We start from the raw sequence: 17,931 nt of genomic DNA, 5'->3' as shown, positions 1-17,931 counted from the left end.
ACGCCTGCCATCTCCGGTCTCTTGCGATCTCGCCTGCTGATTACATCTTGCATTCTTTGGCGTATGCATCGGCATGCGCGGTAAAGACTTTGCCGACCAGTTCATTGGTAACGCCCGCGCCATCCTTCACCACTTTACGAACATAGACATCCTGAACAGGGTGATGGTTGGGGCCGAACTTGAAGGCGCCACGCACGGAATTGAAATCGGCAGCCTTAAGTGCTGCGCGAAAAGCACCAGCATCTTTAACGTCGCCGCCGACTTTGGCGATGGCGCTATCCAGCAGCATCGCTGCGTCATACCCCTGGGATGCATACAGGGACGGCTTGCGGCCATAAGCCTCCGTGAACGCCTTCACGAAGGCCTTGTTCGCCGCGTTGTCCAGGTCATGTGAATACTGCGACGTATTGAAGGTGCCGACCGCAGCTTCACCCACGGCTTTCAAAATTCCCTCATCGAAAGAAAACGCCGGCCCGAACAGAGGCACTTCCTTGTTCAAACCCGACTGGGCGTACTGCTTGACGAAGTTGACGCCCATGCCGCCCGGCAGGAAGAAAAATACGGCATCCGGCTTGGCAGCGCGGAGGTTGGCGATCTCGGCTGCATAATCGACCTGACCCAACTTGGTATAGACTTCCGCAGTAACATTTCCCTTATAGAAACGCTTGAATCCCGCCAGCGCATCCTTACCCGCAGGATAATTAGGCGCCATCAGATAAACGTTCTTGTACCCCTTGTCCTGCAGGTACTGACCCATGGCTTCGTGCAGATTATCGTTCTGCCATGCGACGTTGAAATAGTTCGCATGGCACTGCTTGCCTGCAAGTGCCGAAGGACCCGCGTTCGGGCTGATATAGAACTTGCCGGCGCGGGTGACACTGGGAACAACCGCCATTGCCAGGTTGGACCAGACAATACCGGTCACTACATCCACATCATCACGTTTGATCATGCGTGTTGCGATCTGCTTGGCCGTTTCGACCTTGCGCGCATCATCGACGACGGTCAGCTCCGTTGCTACGCCACCGAGCTTTCCGCCTTTTTGCTTGAGCGCCAACTCAAAGCCATCGCGTATATCGATGCCGAGCGATGCGCCGCCACCTGAAAGTGTCGTGATCATCCCGACCTTTACCGCGTCAGCAGCCAATGGCGGCGAACATACGATCCCACTGATTACCGCTGCAGCGGCAAGCATACCTGAGCGTTTCATCCGATTTTTCTCCCCGGTTATCGTTTCAGCGCCGGGACTGTCCCCACGCGCGCACCCGGGCCAGAGGTTAAATGATCCTTCCCCCCCAGACAACGTATCAGCGCAGCTCTGGCTGTACGGCTTGTCGCATAGAAATAGGCGCGTACCCCGAAGGATACGCGCCCGTTTTTCTTGCTCTTGCACCTTTTTCTTAGTCGGCGTCGGCTGCGACAGGTGCATCAAGAAGCTCGGCGGCTTCTTCCGGCGGCAGCGTCTTGGCAACCGCTGCATCGCGATTGGCAGCGATTTCGCGCATGCCGTTCATAACCGATCCGGTCCCGGCAGGGATCGGACGACCGACGATGACGTTTTCCTTGAGACCGATCAGATCGTCGACCTTGCCGGAAACGGCGGCTTCGGTCAGCACGCGCGTTGTCTCCTGGAACGACGCCGCCGATATGAACGACTGCGTCTGCAAGCTTGCTTTGGTGATCCCCTGAAGAACCGGGGTCGCTTCAGCCGGCTTGGCACCTTCTTCCAGTGCCTTGGCGTTGATCTTGTCGAACTCGACCTTGTCGACCAATTCGCCGACCAGCAACGTGGTCTCGCCACCGGACGTGATCTCAACCTTCTGCAGCATCTGGCGAACGATCACCTCGATGTGTTTGTCGTTGATCTTCACGCCTTGTAGACGATAGACGTCCTGGATCTCGTTGATCAGGTATTCGGCCAGGGCCTCGACACCCAGAACGCGCAGGATATCGTGCGGCACCGGGTTACCGTCCATCAGCGCATCGCCGATCTGAACATAGTCGCCTTCCTGAACCGAAAGGTGACGGCCTTTCGGCACCAGATATTCCGTTGCCTCCTGACCATCGTCAACCGGTTGCACGATAACACGGCGCTTGTTCTTGTAGTCCTTGCCGAATTCTACGCGGCCTTCGCTCTCGGCGATGATCGCGTGGTCTTTCGGACGGCGTGCTTCGAACAGTTCCGCAACACGCGGCAGACCACCGGTGATGTCACGGGTCTTGGCGCTTTCACGCGGAATACGTGCGAGCACGTCACCGGCATGCACTTCCTGACCGTTTTCGACCGAGAGAATAGCGTCGACGGAGAGGAAGTAACGGGCTTCGTGACCGGTATCGAGCGCGATGACCTCACCCTTCTTGTCACGCAGCGTGATGCGCGGACGCAGGTCCGAACCTTTCGGCTGCGATTTCCAGTCCGTAACGACCTTATAGGAAATCCCGGTCGCTTCATCGGTCCGTTCGGTCAGCGAGATGCCGTCCTGCAGATCGACGTAGTTAGCAATACCTTCACGTTCGGTGATCACCGGCAACGTGTACGGATCCCACTCGGCCAGCTTGTCACCGCGTGTAACCTTTGCGCCGTCCTTGACCATGAGCTGCGCACCATAAGGAATACGGTGCTTGGCACGGTCGCGGCCTTTACCGTCGACCAGGGTCAGTTCGGCGTTACGGCTCATGACGATCTGGATGCCGCGCGAGTTCTTGACGGTCGTGCAATTTATCAGCTTGACCTTCGCGTCCGCCACCGACTCGATGTACGAACGTTCGGTGCCACGCTGCACGGCGCCGCCGATGTGGAACGTCCGCATCGTAAGCTGTGTACCCGGCTCACCGATCGACTGTGCCGCCATGACACCAACCGCTTCACCCATGTTGACCGAAGTCCCACGGGCAAGATCCCGGCCGTAGCAAGCGGCGCACACACCACCGGTCAGTTCGCACGTGAGCACCGAGCGGATGCGAATGCTTTCGACTTCCGCTTCTTCGATGATGGCGCAATGCGGCTCTTCGATGATGTTATTCTTCTTGATGATGACTTCACCGGAAATCGGGTGGATCACATCTTCTGCCGTGGTGCGGCCCAGCGTCCGTTCCGACAGCGGCGATACGACATCGCCCCCTTCGACAACCGGATGCACAGTGATGTAGCCCTCGGTACCGCAGTCCTCTTCGAGAATAATGCAGTCCTGCGCGACATCGACCAGACGGCGGGTCAGGTAACCCGAGTTCGCCGTCTTGAGCGCGGTATCGGCCAGACCCTTACGGGCACCGTGCGTCGAGTTGAAGTATTCGAGCACGGTCAGGCCTTCTTTAAAGTTCGAGATGATCGGCGTTTCGATGATCTCGCCCGACGGTTTGGCCATCAGGCCCCGCATCCCGGCCAGCTGCTTCATCTGCGCTGCCGAACCACGAGCACCGGAGTGCGCCATCATGTAAACCGAGTTGATCGGCTTGCCAGCTTCGATCTTCTGAATTTCCTTCATCATCTCGTCGGCAACACGGTCCGTACAGTGCGACCAGGCATCAACAACCTTGTTGTACTTCTCGCCCTGCGTGATCAGACCGTCCTGATACTGCTGTTCGTATTCCTTCACCTTGTCTTCGGTCTCACCGACGAGTTGAACCTTGGAATCCGGAATAATCAGATCGTCCTTACCGAACGAAATGCCAGCACGGCACGCATGCTTGAAGCCCAGGCCCATCATGCGGTCGGCAAAGATTACCGTCTCCTTCTGACCGCAGTGACGATACACCTCGTCGATGACGTTGGTGATTTCACGTTTGGTTAAAAGCTGGTTGATCAGCGAGAACGGCACCATTTTGTTCTTCGGCAGAATTTCCGAGAGAAGCATGCGGCCCGGCGTTGTCTTTACGCGCACCACTTTCGGCTCACCCTCTTCATCGACCGTATGGTAGCGCGCCTCGACGTTTGCATGCATCGACACAGAGCCGGAATCCAGCGCCTGCTGAATTTCGCTGACGTCGGCGAACACCATGCCCTCGCCCTTCTCGCCTTCACGGTCGAGCGTCATGTAGTACAGGCCAAGCACGATATCCTGCGACGGCACGATGATCGGCTTGCCGTTGGCCGGGCTGAGGATGTTGTTGGTCGACATCATCAGGACGCGGGCTTCAAGCTGGGCTTCGAGCGACAACGGCACGTGCACGGCCATCTGGTCACCGTCAAAGTCAGCGTTAAAGGCGGCACAGACCAGCGGGTGAAGCTGAATGGCTTTCCCTTCGATCAGAACCGGCTCGAACGCCTGGATGCCCAGACGGTGAAGCGTCGGCGCACGGTTCAGAAGCACCGGATGTTCGCGGATCACCTCTTCGAGGATATCCCAGACCTCCGGACGTTCTTTTTCGACCATCTTCTTGGCGGCTTTGATCGTCGTGGCGCGGCCATAGAGTTCAAGCTTGGCATAGATAAACGGCTTGAACAGTTCCAATGCCATCTTCTTCGGCAGGCCGCACTGGTGCAGCTTGAGTTCCGGACCGACAACGATCACGGAACGGCCCGAATAGTCGACGCGCTTGCCGAGCAGGTTCTGACGGAACCGGCCTTGCTTGCCCTTCAGCATATCGGAAAGCGACTTCAGCGGGCGCTTGTTCGCGCCGGTAATGGCACGGCCACGGCGGCCGTTGTCGAACAGCGCATCGACGGATTCCTGCAGCATCCGCTTTTCGTTTCGGATGATGATATCAGGCGCACGTAGTTCGATCAGACGCTTGAGGCGGTTGTTACGGTTGATGACGCGGCGATACAGATCGTTCAGATCCGACGTCGCAAAACGGCCACCGTCGAGCGGCACCAGCGGGCGCAGTTCCGGCGGAATGACCGGAATGTGCGTCAGGATCATCCATTCCGGACGAGCGCCGGATTCCATGAATGCCTCGATCAGCTTCAGGCGCTTAACGAATTTCTTGCGCTTGGCTTCCGAACCGGTTTCCTTGAGATCGACCTTGAGAATTTCAAGCTCTTCCTCAAGATCGATCGCGATCAGCATTTCGCGCATCGCTTCGGCACCGATACCGACGGTAAATTCGCTCTCGCCATATTCGTCCATGGCGTTCTGGTACTGCTCTTCCGTCAGCAGCTCGTGCATCTTGAGCGGCGTGGTGCCCGGCTCAATGACGACGTAGTTCTCGAAATACAGAACCCGTTCCAGATCCTTCAGCGTCATGTCGAGCAAAAGTCCGATGCGTGACGGCAGCGACTTCAGGAACCAGATGTGCGCAACCGGCGAGGCCAGTTCGATGTGCCCCATGCGTTCGCGGCGGACTTTCTGCAGTGTGACTTCGACACCGCACTTTTCGCAGATGATGCCTTTGTATTTCATCCGCTTGTACTTGCCGCACAAGCACTCGTAATCTTTTACCGGACCGAAGATGCGGGCACAGAAAAGGCCATCGCGTTCCGGCTTGAAGGTCCGGTAGTTGATGGTTTCCGGTTTTTTGATCTCACCGAAGGACCAGCTGAGAATACGTTCCGGCGACGCGATCGAGATGCGGATCTGATCGAAACGCTGCGTCCCCTGCTGTTGACCGAAGATTTTCGAGAGTTCGTTCATAGCGATTTTCCTTTATTCGGGACGTTGCCGGTTAGCGGAGTTCAACATTGAGGCCGAGTGCATGGAGTTCCTTCACGAGAACGTTGAAGGATTCCGGCACGCCGGCTTCAAATGTGTCGTCGCCACGGACGATGGCTTCGTAAACCTTCGTCCGGCCGGAGACGTCATCCGATTTAACGGTGAGCATTTCCTGGAGCGTATAGGCGGCACCGTAAGCTTCGAGTGCCCACACTTCCATTTCACCGAAGCGCTGACCACCGAACTGCGCCTTACCACCCAACGGCTGCTGGGTAACAAGCGAGTACGGGCCGATGGAACGGGCATGGATCTTGTCGTCCACCAGGTGGTGCAGTTTCAGCATGTAAATGTAGCCGACCGTGACCGGGCGATGGAATTGCTCGCCGGTGCGGCCGTCAAACAGGGTGACCTGACCGGAGGAATCGAGCCCGGCCATATCCAGCATTTCAACGATGTCCGGTTCACGCGCCCCGTCAAAGACCGGGGTTGCGATCGGTACGCCACCGCGCAGGTTGCCGGCAAGTTCCATAATTTCGTCATCGTCGAGCGACTGGATGTCGTCCTTATAGTTCTTCTCGCCGTAAACCTCTTTCAGCTTGGAGCGAACCGTCTGCGGCGCTTTGCCGGTATCCAGAAGCTCACCGATCTGCTGTCCGAGACCGCGGCAGGCCCAACCCAGATGAGTTTCAAGAATCTGACCGACGTTCATCCGTGACGGCACACCCAACGGGTTCAGCACGATATCGACCGGCGTCCCGTCTTCGGTATGCGGCATATCTTCGGCAGGAATGATTTTCGAAATCACCCCTTTGTTGCCGTGACGGCCGGCCATCTTGTCGCCCGGCTGCAGCTTGCGCTTCACCGCGACGAAGACCTTGACCATCTTCATGACGCCAGGGCTGAGATCGTCGCCACGCTGCAGCTTTTCGACCTTGTCGTCGAATCGCGCCTGCAACAGGGCAATGTCGCTCTCGAACTTGGCTTTCAGGGCCTCGACGTCGCTCATGACCTTGTCATTGGCGACGACGATCTGGGCGATCTGGCCGACGGTGTACTCTTCGAGCACTTCCTCGGTGATGACCGTCCCGTCTTTCAGGCCCTTCGGACCGCTGACTGCCTTTTTCTTGAGGATCAGCGTCTTCAGACGTTGCGAGAAGGACCGCTCGAGGATCGCGCGTTCATCGTCACGGTCCTTGGCCAAGCGTTCGATTTCAGATTGCTCGATAGCCAGAGCACGTTCGTCCTTGTCGACGCCACGGCGCGAGAACACCCGCACTTCGACAACCGTCCCGGCAACGCCCGGCGGCAGTTTCAGTGATGTATCGCGGACGTCGGAGGCTTTTTCGCCGAAGATGGCGCGCAGAAGTTTTTCTTCCGGCGTCATCGGGCTTTCACCCTTTGGCGTCACCTTGCCGACCAGGATATCGCCCGGCTCGATCTCGGCACCGATGTATACGATACCGGCTTCGTCCAGGTTCTTCAGGGCTTCTTCACCGACGTTCGGAATATCACGGGTGATTTCTTCCTGACCCAGTTTGGTGTCGCGGGCCATGACTTCGAATTCCTCGATGTGGATCGAGGTAAAGACGTCGTCTCGTACAATGCGTTCGGAAATCAGGATACTGTCTTCGAAGTTGTAACCGTTCCATGGCATGAACGCGACGAGCACGTTCCGGCCAAGCGCCAGGTCCCCCATCTCAGTCGACGGGCCGTCGGCGATGGTATCCCCGGCTTCGACCCGGTCACCGACCTTCACAAGCGGACGCTGGTGCAGGCAGGTGTTCTGGTTCGAACGCTGGAACTTCAGAAGGTTGTAGATATCGACGCCGGTTTCCGAGGTGTTGGTCTCGTCGGTGGCGTTGACGACGATACGCGCGCCGTCGATCTGATCGACGATACCCGAGCGGCGGGCAACGACCGTCGCACCGGAATCACGGGCCACGGCGGCTTCCATACCGGTACCGACGAACGGTGCTTCGGCGCGGATCACGGGGACCGCCTGACGCATCATGTTCGAGCCCATCAGCGCACGGTTCGCATCATCGTTCTCGAGGAACGGGATCAGCGCGGTTGCGACGGAAACGAGCTGTTTCGGCGAGACGTCGATGTAATTGATGTCTTCCGGACGTGACAACAGGAAGTCACCGCCACGGCGGCAACTAACGAGGTCGTCAACAAACTGCCCCTTGGCGTCCAACTCGGCGTTGGCCTGGGCGATGGTATAGCGCCCCTCCTGCATTGCCGACATGTACACGACATCGGACGTCACCTTGCCGTCTTTAACTTCGCGGTAAGGCGTTTCGATGAAACCGTACTTGTTAACGCGGGCGAACGTTGCCAGCGAGTTGATCAGACCGATGTTCGGGCCTTCCGGCGTTTCGATCGGGCAGATACGGCCATAGTGCGTCGGGTGCACGTCGCGCACTTCGAAGCCGGCTCGTTCGCGGGTCAGACCGCCCGGACCGAGCGCCGACAGGCGCCGTTTGTGGGTGACTTCCGAAAGCGGGTTGGTCTGATCCATGAACTGCGACAGCTGCGAAGAGCCGAAGAATTCACGCACCGCCGCCGCTGCCGGCTTGGCATTGATCAAATCATGCGGCATGACGGTGTCGATTTCGACAGAGCTCATGCGCTCGCGGATCGCACGTTCCATACGCAACAAGCCGACACGGTACTGATTTTCCATCAGTTCGCCGACCGAACGCACACGGCGGTTGCCGAGGTGATCGATATCGTCGATTTCACCCTTGCCGTCTTTCAACTCAACGAGTGTTTTGACGACGGCGAGAATGTCTTCCTTGCGCAGCACACGAAGGGTGTCTTCGGTTTCGAAACCAAGACGCGCGTTCATCTTGACGCGGCCGACCGATGACAGGTCGTAACGTTCGGAATCGAAGAACAGACCATGGAACAGCGCTTCGGCGGTTTCCAGGGTCGGCGGCTCGCCCGGGCGCATGACACGGTAAATATCGATCAGCGCTTCATCACGGCTGGTATTCTTGTCGACGGCAAGCGTGTTACGGATGTACGGGCCGACATTGACGTGGTCGATGGCCAGTGTGTCGATAACGTCGACACCGGCTTCGGCCAGCATTTCCAGCGTATCTTCGACGATTTCGTCACCGGCTTCGACATAGACCTCGCCGGTTTCCTGATTGATGATGTCACTTGCGACATAACGGCCAATCAGTTCCTCGTCGGTAACGACCTGCTCTTCCATCCCCTTCTCGGCAAGCTGGCGCAGCAGACGCGGCGTCATCTTTGTCCCCGCTTCGGCGGTGACACGGCCGGTCTTGGCGTTGATCAGGTCGGCCGTCAGCTTGACGCCACGCAACATATCCGGGTTGAACGGGGTCTTCCAACCGCGCTTGACGCGCTCGTAGCTGACCACGTCGTAGAAATACTTGAGAATGTCTTCGGGCGTCAGGCCGGTGATTTCCGACGGATCGATCGGAACCTCGTCTGCAGCGGCCTTGATGCGCTTCTTCGCGGTTTCTTCATCGTCGAGCGCAAGCAGAAGCGTCGTCACCGGCAATTTGCGGCGACGGTCGATACGCACATAAGCCAGATCCTTGGCATCGAATTCGAAATCGAGCCAGGAGCCGCGGTAGGGAATGATACGCGCGGCAAACAGGTATTTACCTGAAGAATGGGTTTTGCCCTTGTCATGGTCGAAGAAGACGCCCGGTGAACGGTGCATCTGTGAGACGATCACACGTTCCGTACCATTCACGACGAAGGTACCTTTACCCGTCATGAGCGGCATGTCGCCCATGTAGACGTCCTGTTCCTTGACGTCGCGGATTGAGCGAGCCCCGGTTTCCTCGTCGATATCCCAAACCACAAGACGGAGCGTCACCTTCAGGGGCGCTGCATAGGTCATGCCGCGTTGCTGGCATTCCTCAACGTCGTATTTCGGGTCTTCGAATTCGTAGGAAACGAACTCAAGCGTACCGCGCTCGGAAAAGTCACGGATCGGGAAAACCGATTTGAAAACTTCCTGAATACCGGTGTCCGTCCGCTCGTTTCTAGGCGTGTCGCGTTGCAGAAACTGTTCGTAAGAAGTGCGCTGAACCTCGATCAGGTTCGGCATTTCAACGGCGGCCTGTAGTCGGCCGAAATATTTCCGCACGCGTTTGCGTCCCGTAAAGCTGCTCGCCATTACGTCCCTCGATTTCCTAATGCCCCATTCGAACGCCATTCCCTGCGTTCCAAACGGAGACCGTTTGCATGTGGGAGAGACCTAACGGCATGCCGCACCGATGATCCCGACCCGCGAATTCTGCGCTTCCACTTTCCCGGCCGCGGCAAGGCCTATGCGGGTAAAAGCGCGTCTGCAGTGTCGTGCCCGATAATGGGCTGGGAACGATATACGTTCCCTGAACTAATGTTCTAACCAATCAACGCACCAGCCTTGAAATACAGCGGCGATGCGCAAGCAGGCGACGCGGCCGCCGAAGCGGCCGCGTCCACCAAAAGCTTACTTAAGCTCGACGGTAGCGCCGGCTTCTTCCAGCTTCTTCTTGATCTCTTCGGCTTCGTCTTTCTTGGCACCTTCCTTGACGGGTTTCGGTGCACCTTCGACGAGATCTTTCGCTTCTTTGAGGCCCAGACCGGTAATGGTGCGGACTTCTTTGATCACGTTGATCTTCTTGTCGCCAGCAGCGGCAAGAATAACGTCGAATTCGTCTTTTTCTTCCGCAGCGGCGGCATCACCACCACCAGCGGCCGGCGCGGCTGCAGCAGCAACCGGTGCTGCGGCGGAAACGCCCCATTTTTCTTCGAGGAGCTTGGAAAGCTCAGCAGCTTCGAGAACCGTCAGGTTCGACAGTTCTTCAGCAATCTTTTCAAGATCAGCCATTTATCAGTCTCCTAAGGCTTGAACTATTGACAATCGTTTACGGCGTCACGCCGCTTCACTTTGTTGGCTACGCGCGCTGAGCACCCGTGCGATCTGACCTGCCGGCGCCTGAAGGACGCCTGCAACTCTCGTCGCCGGTGTGTTCAGCATACCCACGATCTTGGCGCGGAGTTCGTCAAGCGACGGCAGAGTGGCGAGCTGCTTGATGGCATTTTCATCAAGTCGAACGTCACCCATTGCACCGCCGAGAACGACGAGCTTGTCGTTCTTCTTGGCAAAATCCACAGCGACTTTCGCAGGCGCCACGGGATCATCGGAATAAGCGATGGCCGTGGGACCGGTGAAAAGATCGCCGATCTGATCGTAGGGCGTGCCTTCCAAAGCGAGACGAGTGAGCCGATTTTTGGTAACTTTGAAGCTGGCGCCGGCGTCCCGCATCTTCGTTCTGAGATCGCTGATATCGGCGACGTTAAGCCCGGTATAGTGGGTCACGACGACGATTGATGCGTTCTCGAACGTTCCACGGAGCGACGAGACCAGTTCTTTTTTTTCCGATCGGTCCACGGATCGTCTCCAGTCAAAAGTGGTTCACAATTGAACCCCTGTTGCACTTTGACCTTGATACGAACTCACCCGAAGATGCGCTTCAATCAAGGCCGGCTCGCCCTGTCCAGTACAACAGTCCAAGCCAATCCATTGAAAATAATATCAAAAGAATTGGCATCGACACTGTCTATGCAGGTGGGAAATCCCATTAAACACCTGAATAAACAGGTGTACCTACGGTCTCGGACAGGTCAGAACGGCCCCGAAACTTGCCGGAGCCGCCCCTATTCGACCGGACGCATAAACGTTTCGGCCGAATTCTTCAAGACCTGATTGCGATTATAGCGCGTTCAGGTCCAATTTAATGCCAGGCCCCATCGTCGAGGTGACGCTGACTTTTTTCATGTACGTGCCCTTGGCGCCGGTCGGTTTCGCGTGCTGGATGGCACTGACGAAAGCCGCGATATTCTCCTGCAATTGCTCGGCGGAGAAGCTCGCTTTGCCGACACCGGCATGAATGATACCCATTTTCTCAACACGGAATTCGATCTGGCCGGCTTTCGCTGCCTGGATCGCACCGGCGACATCCGGTGTCACGGTGCCGAGTTTCGGGTTCGGCATCAGGCCCTTCGGACCCAGAACCTTACCGAGGCGACCAACGATCCCCATCATGTCGGGGGTCGCGATACAGCGGTCGAAATCCATCATGCCGCCCTGAATCTGTTCCATCAGATCTTCGGCACCAACGATGTCCGCACCGGCTTCGCGGGCTTCATCCGCTTTCGCATCTTTGGCGAAAACCGCGACACGCAAGGACTTGCCGGTCCCATGCGGCAGCGACACCGTACCACGGACCATCTGGTCGGCATGGCGCGGATCGACACCCAGGTTCATTGCAACTTCGATGGTTTCATCGAACTTGCTCTTGGCGTTGTCCTTGAGGATTTTAACGGCGTCTTCGATCGTGTAGACGGCATTCCGATCAATGTTATCGAGCGCAGCCGTATAACGCTTACCTTTGCGAGCCATGTTATGCGCCCTCCACATCGATACCCATGGAACGTGCCGAACCGGCAAGCATGCTTGCTGCGGCTTCGATATCGTTCGCATTGAGATCTTTCATCTTCAGTTCCGCGATTTCACGGAGCTGTTTCATGGTCACCTTGCCGACTTTGTTCTTGTTCGGCGTGCCCGACCCCTTATTGACCTTTGCTGCCTTCTTCAGGAAGTAGCTGGCCGGCGGGGTCTTGGTGATGAACGAGAACGTCCGATCGCCATAGGCCGTAATAACCACGGGAATCGGCATGCCCGGTTCCATGTTCTGGGTCTCGGCGTTAAACGCCTTGCAGAATTCCATGATGTTGAGGCCGGCCTGACCAAGGGCCGGACCGATCGGCGGCGACGGGTTTGCTTGCCCCGCCGGTACCTGCAGCTTTACGTAGCCAGCGATTTTCTTTGCCATGTCTCTCTCAGTTTATCTATGAGGCTGAAGCCCCGTTACATTTACGGGATCATCCCGTATCTGAGTGCGTGGTCCGGCCTTGGCGGGCCTTCCACACCGTTAACCTGTGTTAGAGCTTTTCGACTTGCGAATACTCCAGCTCGACAGGTGTTGCACGCCCGAAGATGCTGACCGCAACCTTCACACGTGCCCGTTCCTCGTCGACATCCTCGACAAGGCCATTGAATGAGTTGAACGGACCGTCGCAAACCCGAACCTGCTCGCCCACTTCGAAAGTGATCGACGGCTTCGGACGCTCGACGCCCTCTTTGACCTGGAAAATGATGCGCTCGGCTTCGGCATCCGTAATCGGCGACGGACGGCCCTGACCGCCAAGAAAATCGGTCACTTTCGGTGTGTTCTTCACGAGGTGCCAGGTTTCGTCGGAAAGTTCCATGCGAACCAGCACATAGCCCGGGAAAAACTTGCGTTCGGAATTGTGCTTGGCGCCGCGGCGCATTTCGACAACCTCTTCGGTCGGCACCAGGACTTCCTCGACAAGATCTTCCATCCCCGCCTGACGCACCTGCTCCTCAATCGACTGAGCAACCTTTTTCTCCGAGCCGGAGTAAACGTGAACGACGTACCAACGCATGGCCATGGGATCAGCCTCCGAGTCCGAACAAGAACTTCACACCTAACTGCAAGACCTGATCGACCAACAAGAAAAAGATCGCCGCGATGATGCAGAATACGAACACCATCGCCGTCGAAATACCGGTTTCCTTGCGCGTCGGCCAGGTCACCTTCGAGGCTTCCTGTCGGACTTCGCGAACGAACTGTGCCGGATTGGTTTTTGCCATTGGCCTTACACACCTTGCAGCTTCAAAAAAGAACCTGCTCTTCAAGTCATCCCCGGGATCATTCCCTTGAGATGTAGTTTCAAATCGCCTTACGCAACCTCTTCATCGGTAAAGAAGCGTGGCAGGGGCACCAGGGCTCGAACCCGGGACCTGCGGTTTTGGAGACCGCCGCTCTACCAACTGAGCTATACCCCTATGCCGCCTCGCGCCCCCGTCCAGTACGGAGCCGCGACCTTGTAACTCCCGTTACTCGATGATTTTCGCGACGACGCCGGCACCAACGGTGCGGCCGCCTTCACGGATAGCAAAACGCAGACCTTCGTCCATGGCGATCGGGGCAATCAACGTCACGTTCATCGAGATGTTGTCGCCCGGCATCACCATTTCCGTACCTTCGGCCAACTCAACCGTCCCGGTCACATCCGTGGTCCGGAAGTAGAACTGAGGACGGTAGTTGGCAAAGAACGGCGTGTGACGGCCACCCTCTTCCTTCGTCAGAATGTACGCTTCGCAAGAGAACTTCGTGTGCGGCGTGATCGAGCCCGGCTTCGCCAGAACCTGACCGCGCTCAACTTCCTCGCGCTTCGTACCGCGCAGCAGCGCGCCGATGTTGTCGCCGGCCTGACCCTGGTCAAGCAGCTTGCGGAACATCTCGACACCCGTGCACGTCGTCTTCTGCGTCGCCTTGATGCCGACGATTTCAATTTCGTCGCCGGTGTTGATCACACCGCGCTCAACGCGGCCCGTCACAACCGTCCCACGACCGGAAATCGAGAAAACATCCTCGATCGGCATCAGGAAGTCCTGATCGACCGGACGCTCAGGCTGAGGAATGTAATCGTCAACAGCCTTCATCAGCTCAAGAATGGCGTTCTTGCCGATCTCGTCATCGCGGCCTTCAAGCGCGGCCAAAGCCGAACCCTTGATGATCGGAATATCGTCGCCCGGGAAATCGTAGCTCGACAGAAGCTCGCGGATTTCCATCTCGACAAGCTCAAGAAGCTCTTCGTCGTCAACCTGGTCGACCTTGTTCATAAAAACAACAAGCGCCGGAACACCAACCTGGCGGGCCAGAAGAATGTGCTCGCGCGTCTGCGGCATCGGGCCGTCAGCAGCCGAACAAACCAGAATGGCACCGTCCATCTGCGCCGCACCCGTGATCATGTTCTTAACATAATCCGCGTGACCCGGGCAGTCGACGTGCGCGTAGTGACGCGCTTCCGTCTCGTACTCGACGTGCGCCGTCGAAATCGTGATCCCACGGGCACGCTCTTCAGGCGCCTTGTCGATCATATCAAATGCCATTGCTTCACCGCCGCCGGCTTCCGCAAGAACCTTCGTAATCGCCGCCGTCAGCGTCGTCTTGCCATGGTCAACGTGGCCAATCGTGCCAACGTTGCAGTGCGGCTTGTTACGCTCAAACTTTTCCTTGGCCATCTTCGTTCTCTCTTTTCCTTGTCGCCTCGGCCCGATCAGTGGTCCGAAAACAAAAAAACCTAAATAAAAACCCAGCGGTCGCACTTCGCCGGCGTTGGAGCGGGTGGAGGGAATCGAACCCTCGTAACCAGCTTGGAAGGCTGGGGCTCTACCATTGAGCTACACCCGCCAGCGCCTCTTCACTTATCCGCCCCTCCGGCACCCCGGAGAATGGTGGGGGGAGTTGGATTCGAACCAACGTAGGCATAGCCAACGGGTTTACAGCCCGTCCCCTTTAGCCACTCGGGCATCCCCCCGACGAATACGTGACGATCCACCGCGGGGGCGGTGGATCGGGCGGTCGGAATATGAAGATTTCCGCAGTATTGTCAACGCCTAAACGTGACAAATCCCAAGCAAATTCAAAACATCAAATTGACTTGCGGAACATCACTCAATGGTATGATAAAAGGCCACATGAGCAAGCGCAAGCGCACCCCGAGATCGGCACGAAGCCGAATTAACGCCCCGCGGCCCACTGGAACGTCGGTACGCAGCAGCACAAAAGGTATCGGGCAAAGTCCGCACGGGCACGCTCTATGGCTATTCGGCCTTCATGCCGTCAGTGCAGCGCTGCTGAACCCGAAACGCCGAAGACATCGCCTGATTGCCACGAAACAAGGCATTGAATCCCTTGAAAAAGCCCTGCCAGGGAGAAATATCACCGAATTTAACGCCGAATCCGTCGACCGGGCCGAAATCGAAGCCGTCCTTGGTCCGGACAGCGTCCACCAGGGGCTGGCACTTTTGGTCGACCCTCTGCCCGAACTTTACGTCGAGGACGCAATAGCCCCCGAAGATCAGGCACCTGACACTCTGGTCGTTCTGGATCAGGCTACTGATCCCCGCAACATCGGCGCCGTCATGCGCTCGGCCCGTGCCTTCGGTGCGCGCGCACTGATCATCCAGGATCGCAACGCGCCGCCTGAAACAGGCTCCATGGCGAAAGCCGCATCCGGCGCTCTGGAGCACGTATCTCTGGTGCGTGTCACCAATCTGGCGCGCGCAATCTGGACCCTGAAAGATGCCGGTTACTGGTGTCTAGGGCTTGATGGATATGCCGAAGATGACATCGGCGCCGTCGATCCAACGCCCAGGCGAGTGATCGTGCTGGGGGCTGAGGGTTCGGGGCTCAGGCGGCTTACCCGTGAAACCTGTGACCAGCTTGTTCGCATCCCCATGGATACGGACCAGGAAAGCCTGAATTTATCAAATGCAGCAGCGATTGCGCTATATGTGCTGACGCGAGCACGATGAACCGATTAATTGCCGCCGCCCGGGTTCTCGCCGATAGGACTGACTTCTGATAAGAAGTTCCAGCCTTCGACACTGAGCGGAGATTGCCGTTTCGCCCAATTCTCGAACATCTCCAAGTGATCAGGCGATATCTCGAATTTGTCGATGAGCTGATCGACAATCGGCTTTTCATTCTCGTGATATTCTTCATCCGAATAGGCAATCACCAAAAGCTCCAGCACGACAATTGCCTGTGAAAGCGGTGTATCGAAGACAGCAAAATTAGGCTCTCCGTAGATCTCGTCAGGCGGCGCTTTGAAATTGCCGCCCATTTCAGCGACCCGCACATTCAGCGTGACGTGTTCCTTCGGCACCACCTCGCCATCGGCCATAACGATTTTCGTTGCCAGTGCGAGGAACGACTGCTTTTGCCGATCCGTCAATAGATTTAGAAACATAAAATCATTCCAGTCCTAGCCTGATACCAACGCTTTCACGCCGCACATGCTGGCATAGAACGAAGTTGAAGCAAAGAGTTGAGGCGTTGCATGTGGGAAACAGATGGCGTTCAGGCACTGCTGTTTTTGTTTGTGCGTTCAAGTTCGTTGCGCAGTTGCTTTATTTCCTGGGTCAGACTCAATAGGTCGGCTTTGACATCGATCAGCTCCGTCGTCACGACCCGCGCGGTCTGCTGCTCTGAGCGTTCATAAGTATAATTCTGCTGCAGGATTTGCATGCTGTCGACAAGCACCGCCGTGAACAGGTTCAGAATGGCGAACGCCGTCATCAGCATATAGGGAATAAACAGGAACACTGAATTCGGATGCGTTTCCATCACTGGACGCACGACCTCAGCCGCCCAGCCTTCGAGTGTCATCAACTGGAACAGTGTCAGCATCGAACGCCCGATGGAACCGAATAATTCTGGGTAATCCGCCCCGTAAAGATGCGTCACGATGACCGCCGAAATGTAGGAAATGATCACCAGCAAGGCCAGAATCGAGCCGATCTGCGGCAGCGAACGGATCATTGCCGCCACGACATGACGCATTCTCGGCACCAAAGAGATAACGTGCAGAACCCGCAGGATACGCAGTGCGCGGAGCGCTGAAAAAGCACTTCCCGACGGCAGGAACGAAACCGAAATAATGATGATATCGAAAATATTCCAGGATTCTTTGAAGAAGCGGTTTCCTCTGGAAATCCAACGGGTACCGACTTCGATAACGAATATAACGGGGATGATTGTGTTGATGGTATCGATCAGATCGCCGTACTGCCCCATAACATCCGGGGAAGTGTCGAGACCAAGGGTCACGGCATTCAGAAACAGCACAAACACGATGAAGCGCTGTGTAATGGTATGATCTACGAGATTGCCCAGTGTCTCGCGAATGCCGTCCATCGACTGCCATCCCTCGTCATAGATACGCCGGCGTTGCAACTGCACGCGTCCCTTCAAGCCCTGTCTTCGTAGGCAATGATCACTGTGAATGCAACCGAGAACAGGGTGGGGACAAGATCATACTACGCAATTTGTACATATTTTATAGTGTAACCCATTATTTTCCCTGAATGTACAGGTATGTGTCGCTCAATACCGAAGGTTGCTGAATGTGAGTTCAAAATCGCTATGGGAATGAAGGTCGGTTTCTTGCTTTCTTACGCCAATGAGGCGGGGCATCAACATTATGGAATACAGTATTGTCCCGGCGGCGTGTCCCGATTATGTTGCGGGCCGGATGCAGATGCCGGCGTAGCTCAATTGGTAGAGCAACCGCTTTGTAAGCGGTAGGTTACGGGTTCGATTCCTGTCGCCGGCACCACTCTTTATTTAAGCATAACCATTTATTAGTTAAGCTATATTAGTCCGATATTCCAGTCGATTAAGTTGTTATTTTCCGTCTATGGCATCCA

The 17,931-nt window shown here is 56.6% G+C and carries 13 protein-coding genes and 4 tRNA genes; 2 read left to right on the top strand and 15 right to left on the bottom strand.

What is annotated here, in order from left to right; translation table 11 throughout:
* Positions 1 to 40: 40 nt before the first annotated feature.
* The 13 genes from L2D14_09805 to L2D14_09745 form a co-directional block, all read right to left on the bottom strand.
* A complete protein-coding gene (locus L2D14_09805; GenBank protein WNJ98171.1) occupies positions 41 to 1,210 on the bottom strand; it encodes an ABC transporter substrate-binding protein in 1,170 nt (389 codons plus the stop codon).
* Positions 1,211 to 1,400: 190 nt separating this feature from the next.
* Positions 1,401 to 5,573, bottom strand: coding sequence for a DNA-directed RNA polymerase subunit beta' (gene rpoC / locus L2D14_09800; GenBank protein WNJ98170.1), 4,173 nt, complete (start codon positions 5,571 to 5,573; stop codon positions 1,401 to 1,403).
* 31 nt (positions 5,574 to 5,604) lie between these two features.
* Positions 5,605 to 9,753, bottom strand: coding sequence for a DNA-directed RNA polymerase subunit beta (gene rpoB, locus L2D14_09795; protein WNJ98169.1), 4,149 nt, complete (start codon positions 9,751 to 9,753; stop codon positions 5,605 to 5,607).
* A 318-nt stretch (positions 9,754 to 10,071) separates the two neighbouring features.
* A complete protein-coding gene (gene rplL / locus L2D14_09790) occupies positions 10,072 to 10,452 on the bottom strand; it encodes a 50S ribosomal protein L7/L12 (protein WNJ98168.1) in 381 nt (126 codons plus the stop codon).
* A gap of 45 nt (positions 10,453 to 10,497) precedes the next feature.
* Positions 10,498 to 11,016 carry a 50S ribosomal protein L10 gene (gene rplJ / locus L2D14_09785; protein ID WNJ98167.1) on the bottom strand — a complete coding sequence of 173 codons (519 nt, stop codon included), beginning with the start codon at positions 11,014 to 11,016 and terminating at the stop codon, positions 10,498 to 10,500.
* A gap of 321 nt (positions 11,017 to 11,337) precedes the next feature.
* Positions 11,338 to 12,027, bottom strand: a complete 690-nt coding sequence (gene rplA, locus L2D14_09780) for a 50S ribosomal protein L1 (GenBank protein WNJ98166.1) — start codon at positions 12,025 to 12,027, stop codon at positions 11,338 to 11,340.
* Position 12,028: 1 nt separating this feature from the next.
* Positions 12,029 to 12,460, bottom strand: coding sequence for a 50S ribosomal protein L11 (rplK, locus tag L2D14_09775; protein ID WNJ98165.1), 432 nt, complete (start codon positions 12,458 to 12,460; stop codon positions 12,029 to 12,031).
* Between the two features lie 109 nt (positions 12,461 to 12,569).
* A complete protein-coding gene (nusG, locus tag L2D14_09770) occupies positions 12,570 to 13,100 on the bottom strand; it encodes a transcription termination/antitermination protein NusG (protein ID WNJ98164.1) in 531 nt (176 codons plus the stop codon).
* Positions 13,101 to 13,104: 4 nt separating this feature from the next.
* On the bottom strand, positions 13,105 to 13,302 hold the full coding sequence (secE, locus tag L2D14_09765; GenBank protein WNJ98163.1) for a preprotein translocase subunit SecE: 198 nt from the start codon (positions 13,300 to 13,302) through the stop codon (positions 13,105 to 13,107).
* A 119-nt stretch (positions 13,303 to 13,421) separates the two neighbouring features.
* Positions 13,422 to 13,497 (bottom strand) — tRNA-Trp (locus L2D14_09760).
* A 51-nt stretch (positions 13,498 to 13,548) separates the two neighbouring features.
* Entirely contained in the window at positions 13,549 to 14,739 is a 1,191-nt protein-coding gene (tuf, locus tag L2D14_09755; protein WNJ98162.1) for an elongation factor Tu, read from the bottom strand.
* A 95-nt stretch (positions 14,740 to 14,834) separates the two neighbouring features.
* A tRNA-Gly gene (locus L2D14_09750) sits at positions 14,835 to 14,908 on the bottom strand.
* Positions 14,909 to 14,950: 42 nt separating this feature from the next.
* Positions 14,951 to 15,035: transfer RNA gene (locus L2D14_09745), tRNA-Tyr, on the bottom strand.
* A gap of 160 nt (positions 15,036 to 15,195) precedes the next feature.
* Between L2D14_09745 and rlmB the strand changes: the two genes are divergently transcribed.
* Positions 15,196 to 16,035 carry a 23S rRNA (guanosine(2251)-2'-O)-methyltransferase RlmB gene (rlmB, locus tag L2D14_09740; GenBank protein ID WNJ98161.1) on the top strand — a complete coding sequence of 280 codons (840 nt, stop codon included), beginning with the start codon at positions 15,196 to 15,198 and terminating at the stop codon, positions 16,033 to 16,035.
* A gap of 5 nt (positions 16,036 to 16,040) precedes the next feature.
* On the opposite strand, the gene L2D14_09735 is transcribed toward rlmB, so the two are convergent.
* The gene (locus tag L2D14_09735) at positions 16,041 to 16,472 is read right to left on the bottom strand and encodes a hypothetical protein (protein WNJ98160.1); all 432 of its coding nucleotides are present in this window, start codon (positions 16,470 to 16,472) and stop codon (positions 16,041 to 16,043) included.
* 110 nt (positions 16,473 to 16,582) lie between these two features.
* Complete coding sequence (locus L2D14_09730) at positions 16,583 to 17,476, bottom strand: ion transporter (GenBank protein ID WNJ98159.1); 894 nt, start codon at positions 17,474 to 17,476, stop codon at positions 16,583 to 16,585.
* 288 nt (positions 17,477 to 17,764) lie between these two features.
* On the opposite strand from L2D14_09730, the gene L2D14_09725 reads away from it, so the two are divergent.
* Positions 17,765 to 17,840 (top strand) — tRNA-Thr (locus L2D14_09725).
* Positions 17,841 to 17,931 lie beyond the last annotated feature (91 nt).

The organism is Thalassospiraceae bacterium LMO-JJ14 (assembly GCA_021555105.2).
In the GTDB taxonomy this organism is placed as follows: domain Bacteria; phylum Pseudomonadota; class Alphaproteobacteria; order Rhodospirillales; family Casp-alpha2; genus UBA4479.
This window is presented reverse-complemented; position numbering and strand designations above follow the sequence as displayed.

Coding starts and splice junctions, on each gene's coding strand:
- L2D14_09805 (WNJ98171.1), bottom strand. CDS start 1,210: ATGAAACGCTCAGGTATGCTTGCCGCTGCAGCGGTAATCAGTGGGATC.
- rpoC (WNJ98170.1), bottom strand. CDS start 5,573: ATGAACGAACTCTCGAAAATCTTCGGTCAACAGCAGGGGACGCAGCGT.
- rpoB (WNJ98169.1), bottom strand. CDS start 9,753: ATGGCGAGCAGCTTTACGGGACGCAAACGCGTGCGGAAATATTTCGGC.
- rplL (WNJ98168.1), bottom strand. CDS start 10,452: ATGGCTGATCTTGAAAAGATTGCTGAAGAACTGTCGAACCTGACGGTT.
- rplA (WNJ98166.1), bottom strand. CDS start 12,027: ATGGCTCGCAAAGGTAAGCGTTATACGGCTGCGCTCGATAACATTGAT.
- rplK (WNJ98165.1), bottom strand. CDS start 12,460: ATGGCAAAGAAAATCGCTGGCTACGTAAAGCTGCAGGTACCGGCGGGG.
- nusG (WNJ98164.1), bottom strand. CDS start 13,100: ATGGCCATGCGTTGGTACGTCGTTCACGTTTACTCCGGCTCGGAGAAA.
- secE (WNJ98163.1), bottom strand. CDS start 13,302: ATGGCAAAAACCAATCCGGCACAGTTCGTTCGCGAAGTCCGACAGGAA.
- tuf (WNJ98162.1), bottom strand. CDS start 14,739: ATGGCCAAGGAAAAGTTTGAGCGTAACAAGCCGCACTGCAACGTTGGC.
- rlmB (WNJ98161.1), top strand. CDS start 15,196: ATGAGCAAGCGCAAGCGCACCCCGAGATCGGCACGAAGCCGAATTAAC.
- L2D14_09735 (WNJ98160.1), bottom strand. CDS start 16,472: ATGTTTCTAAATCTATTGACGGATCGGCAAAAGCAGTCGTTCCTCGCA.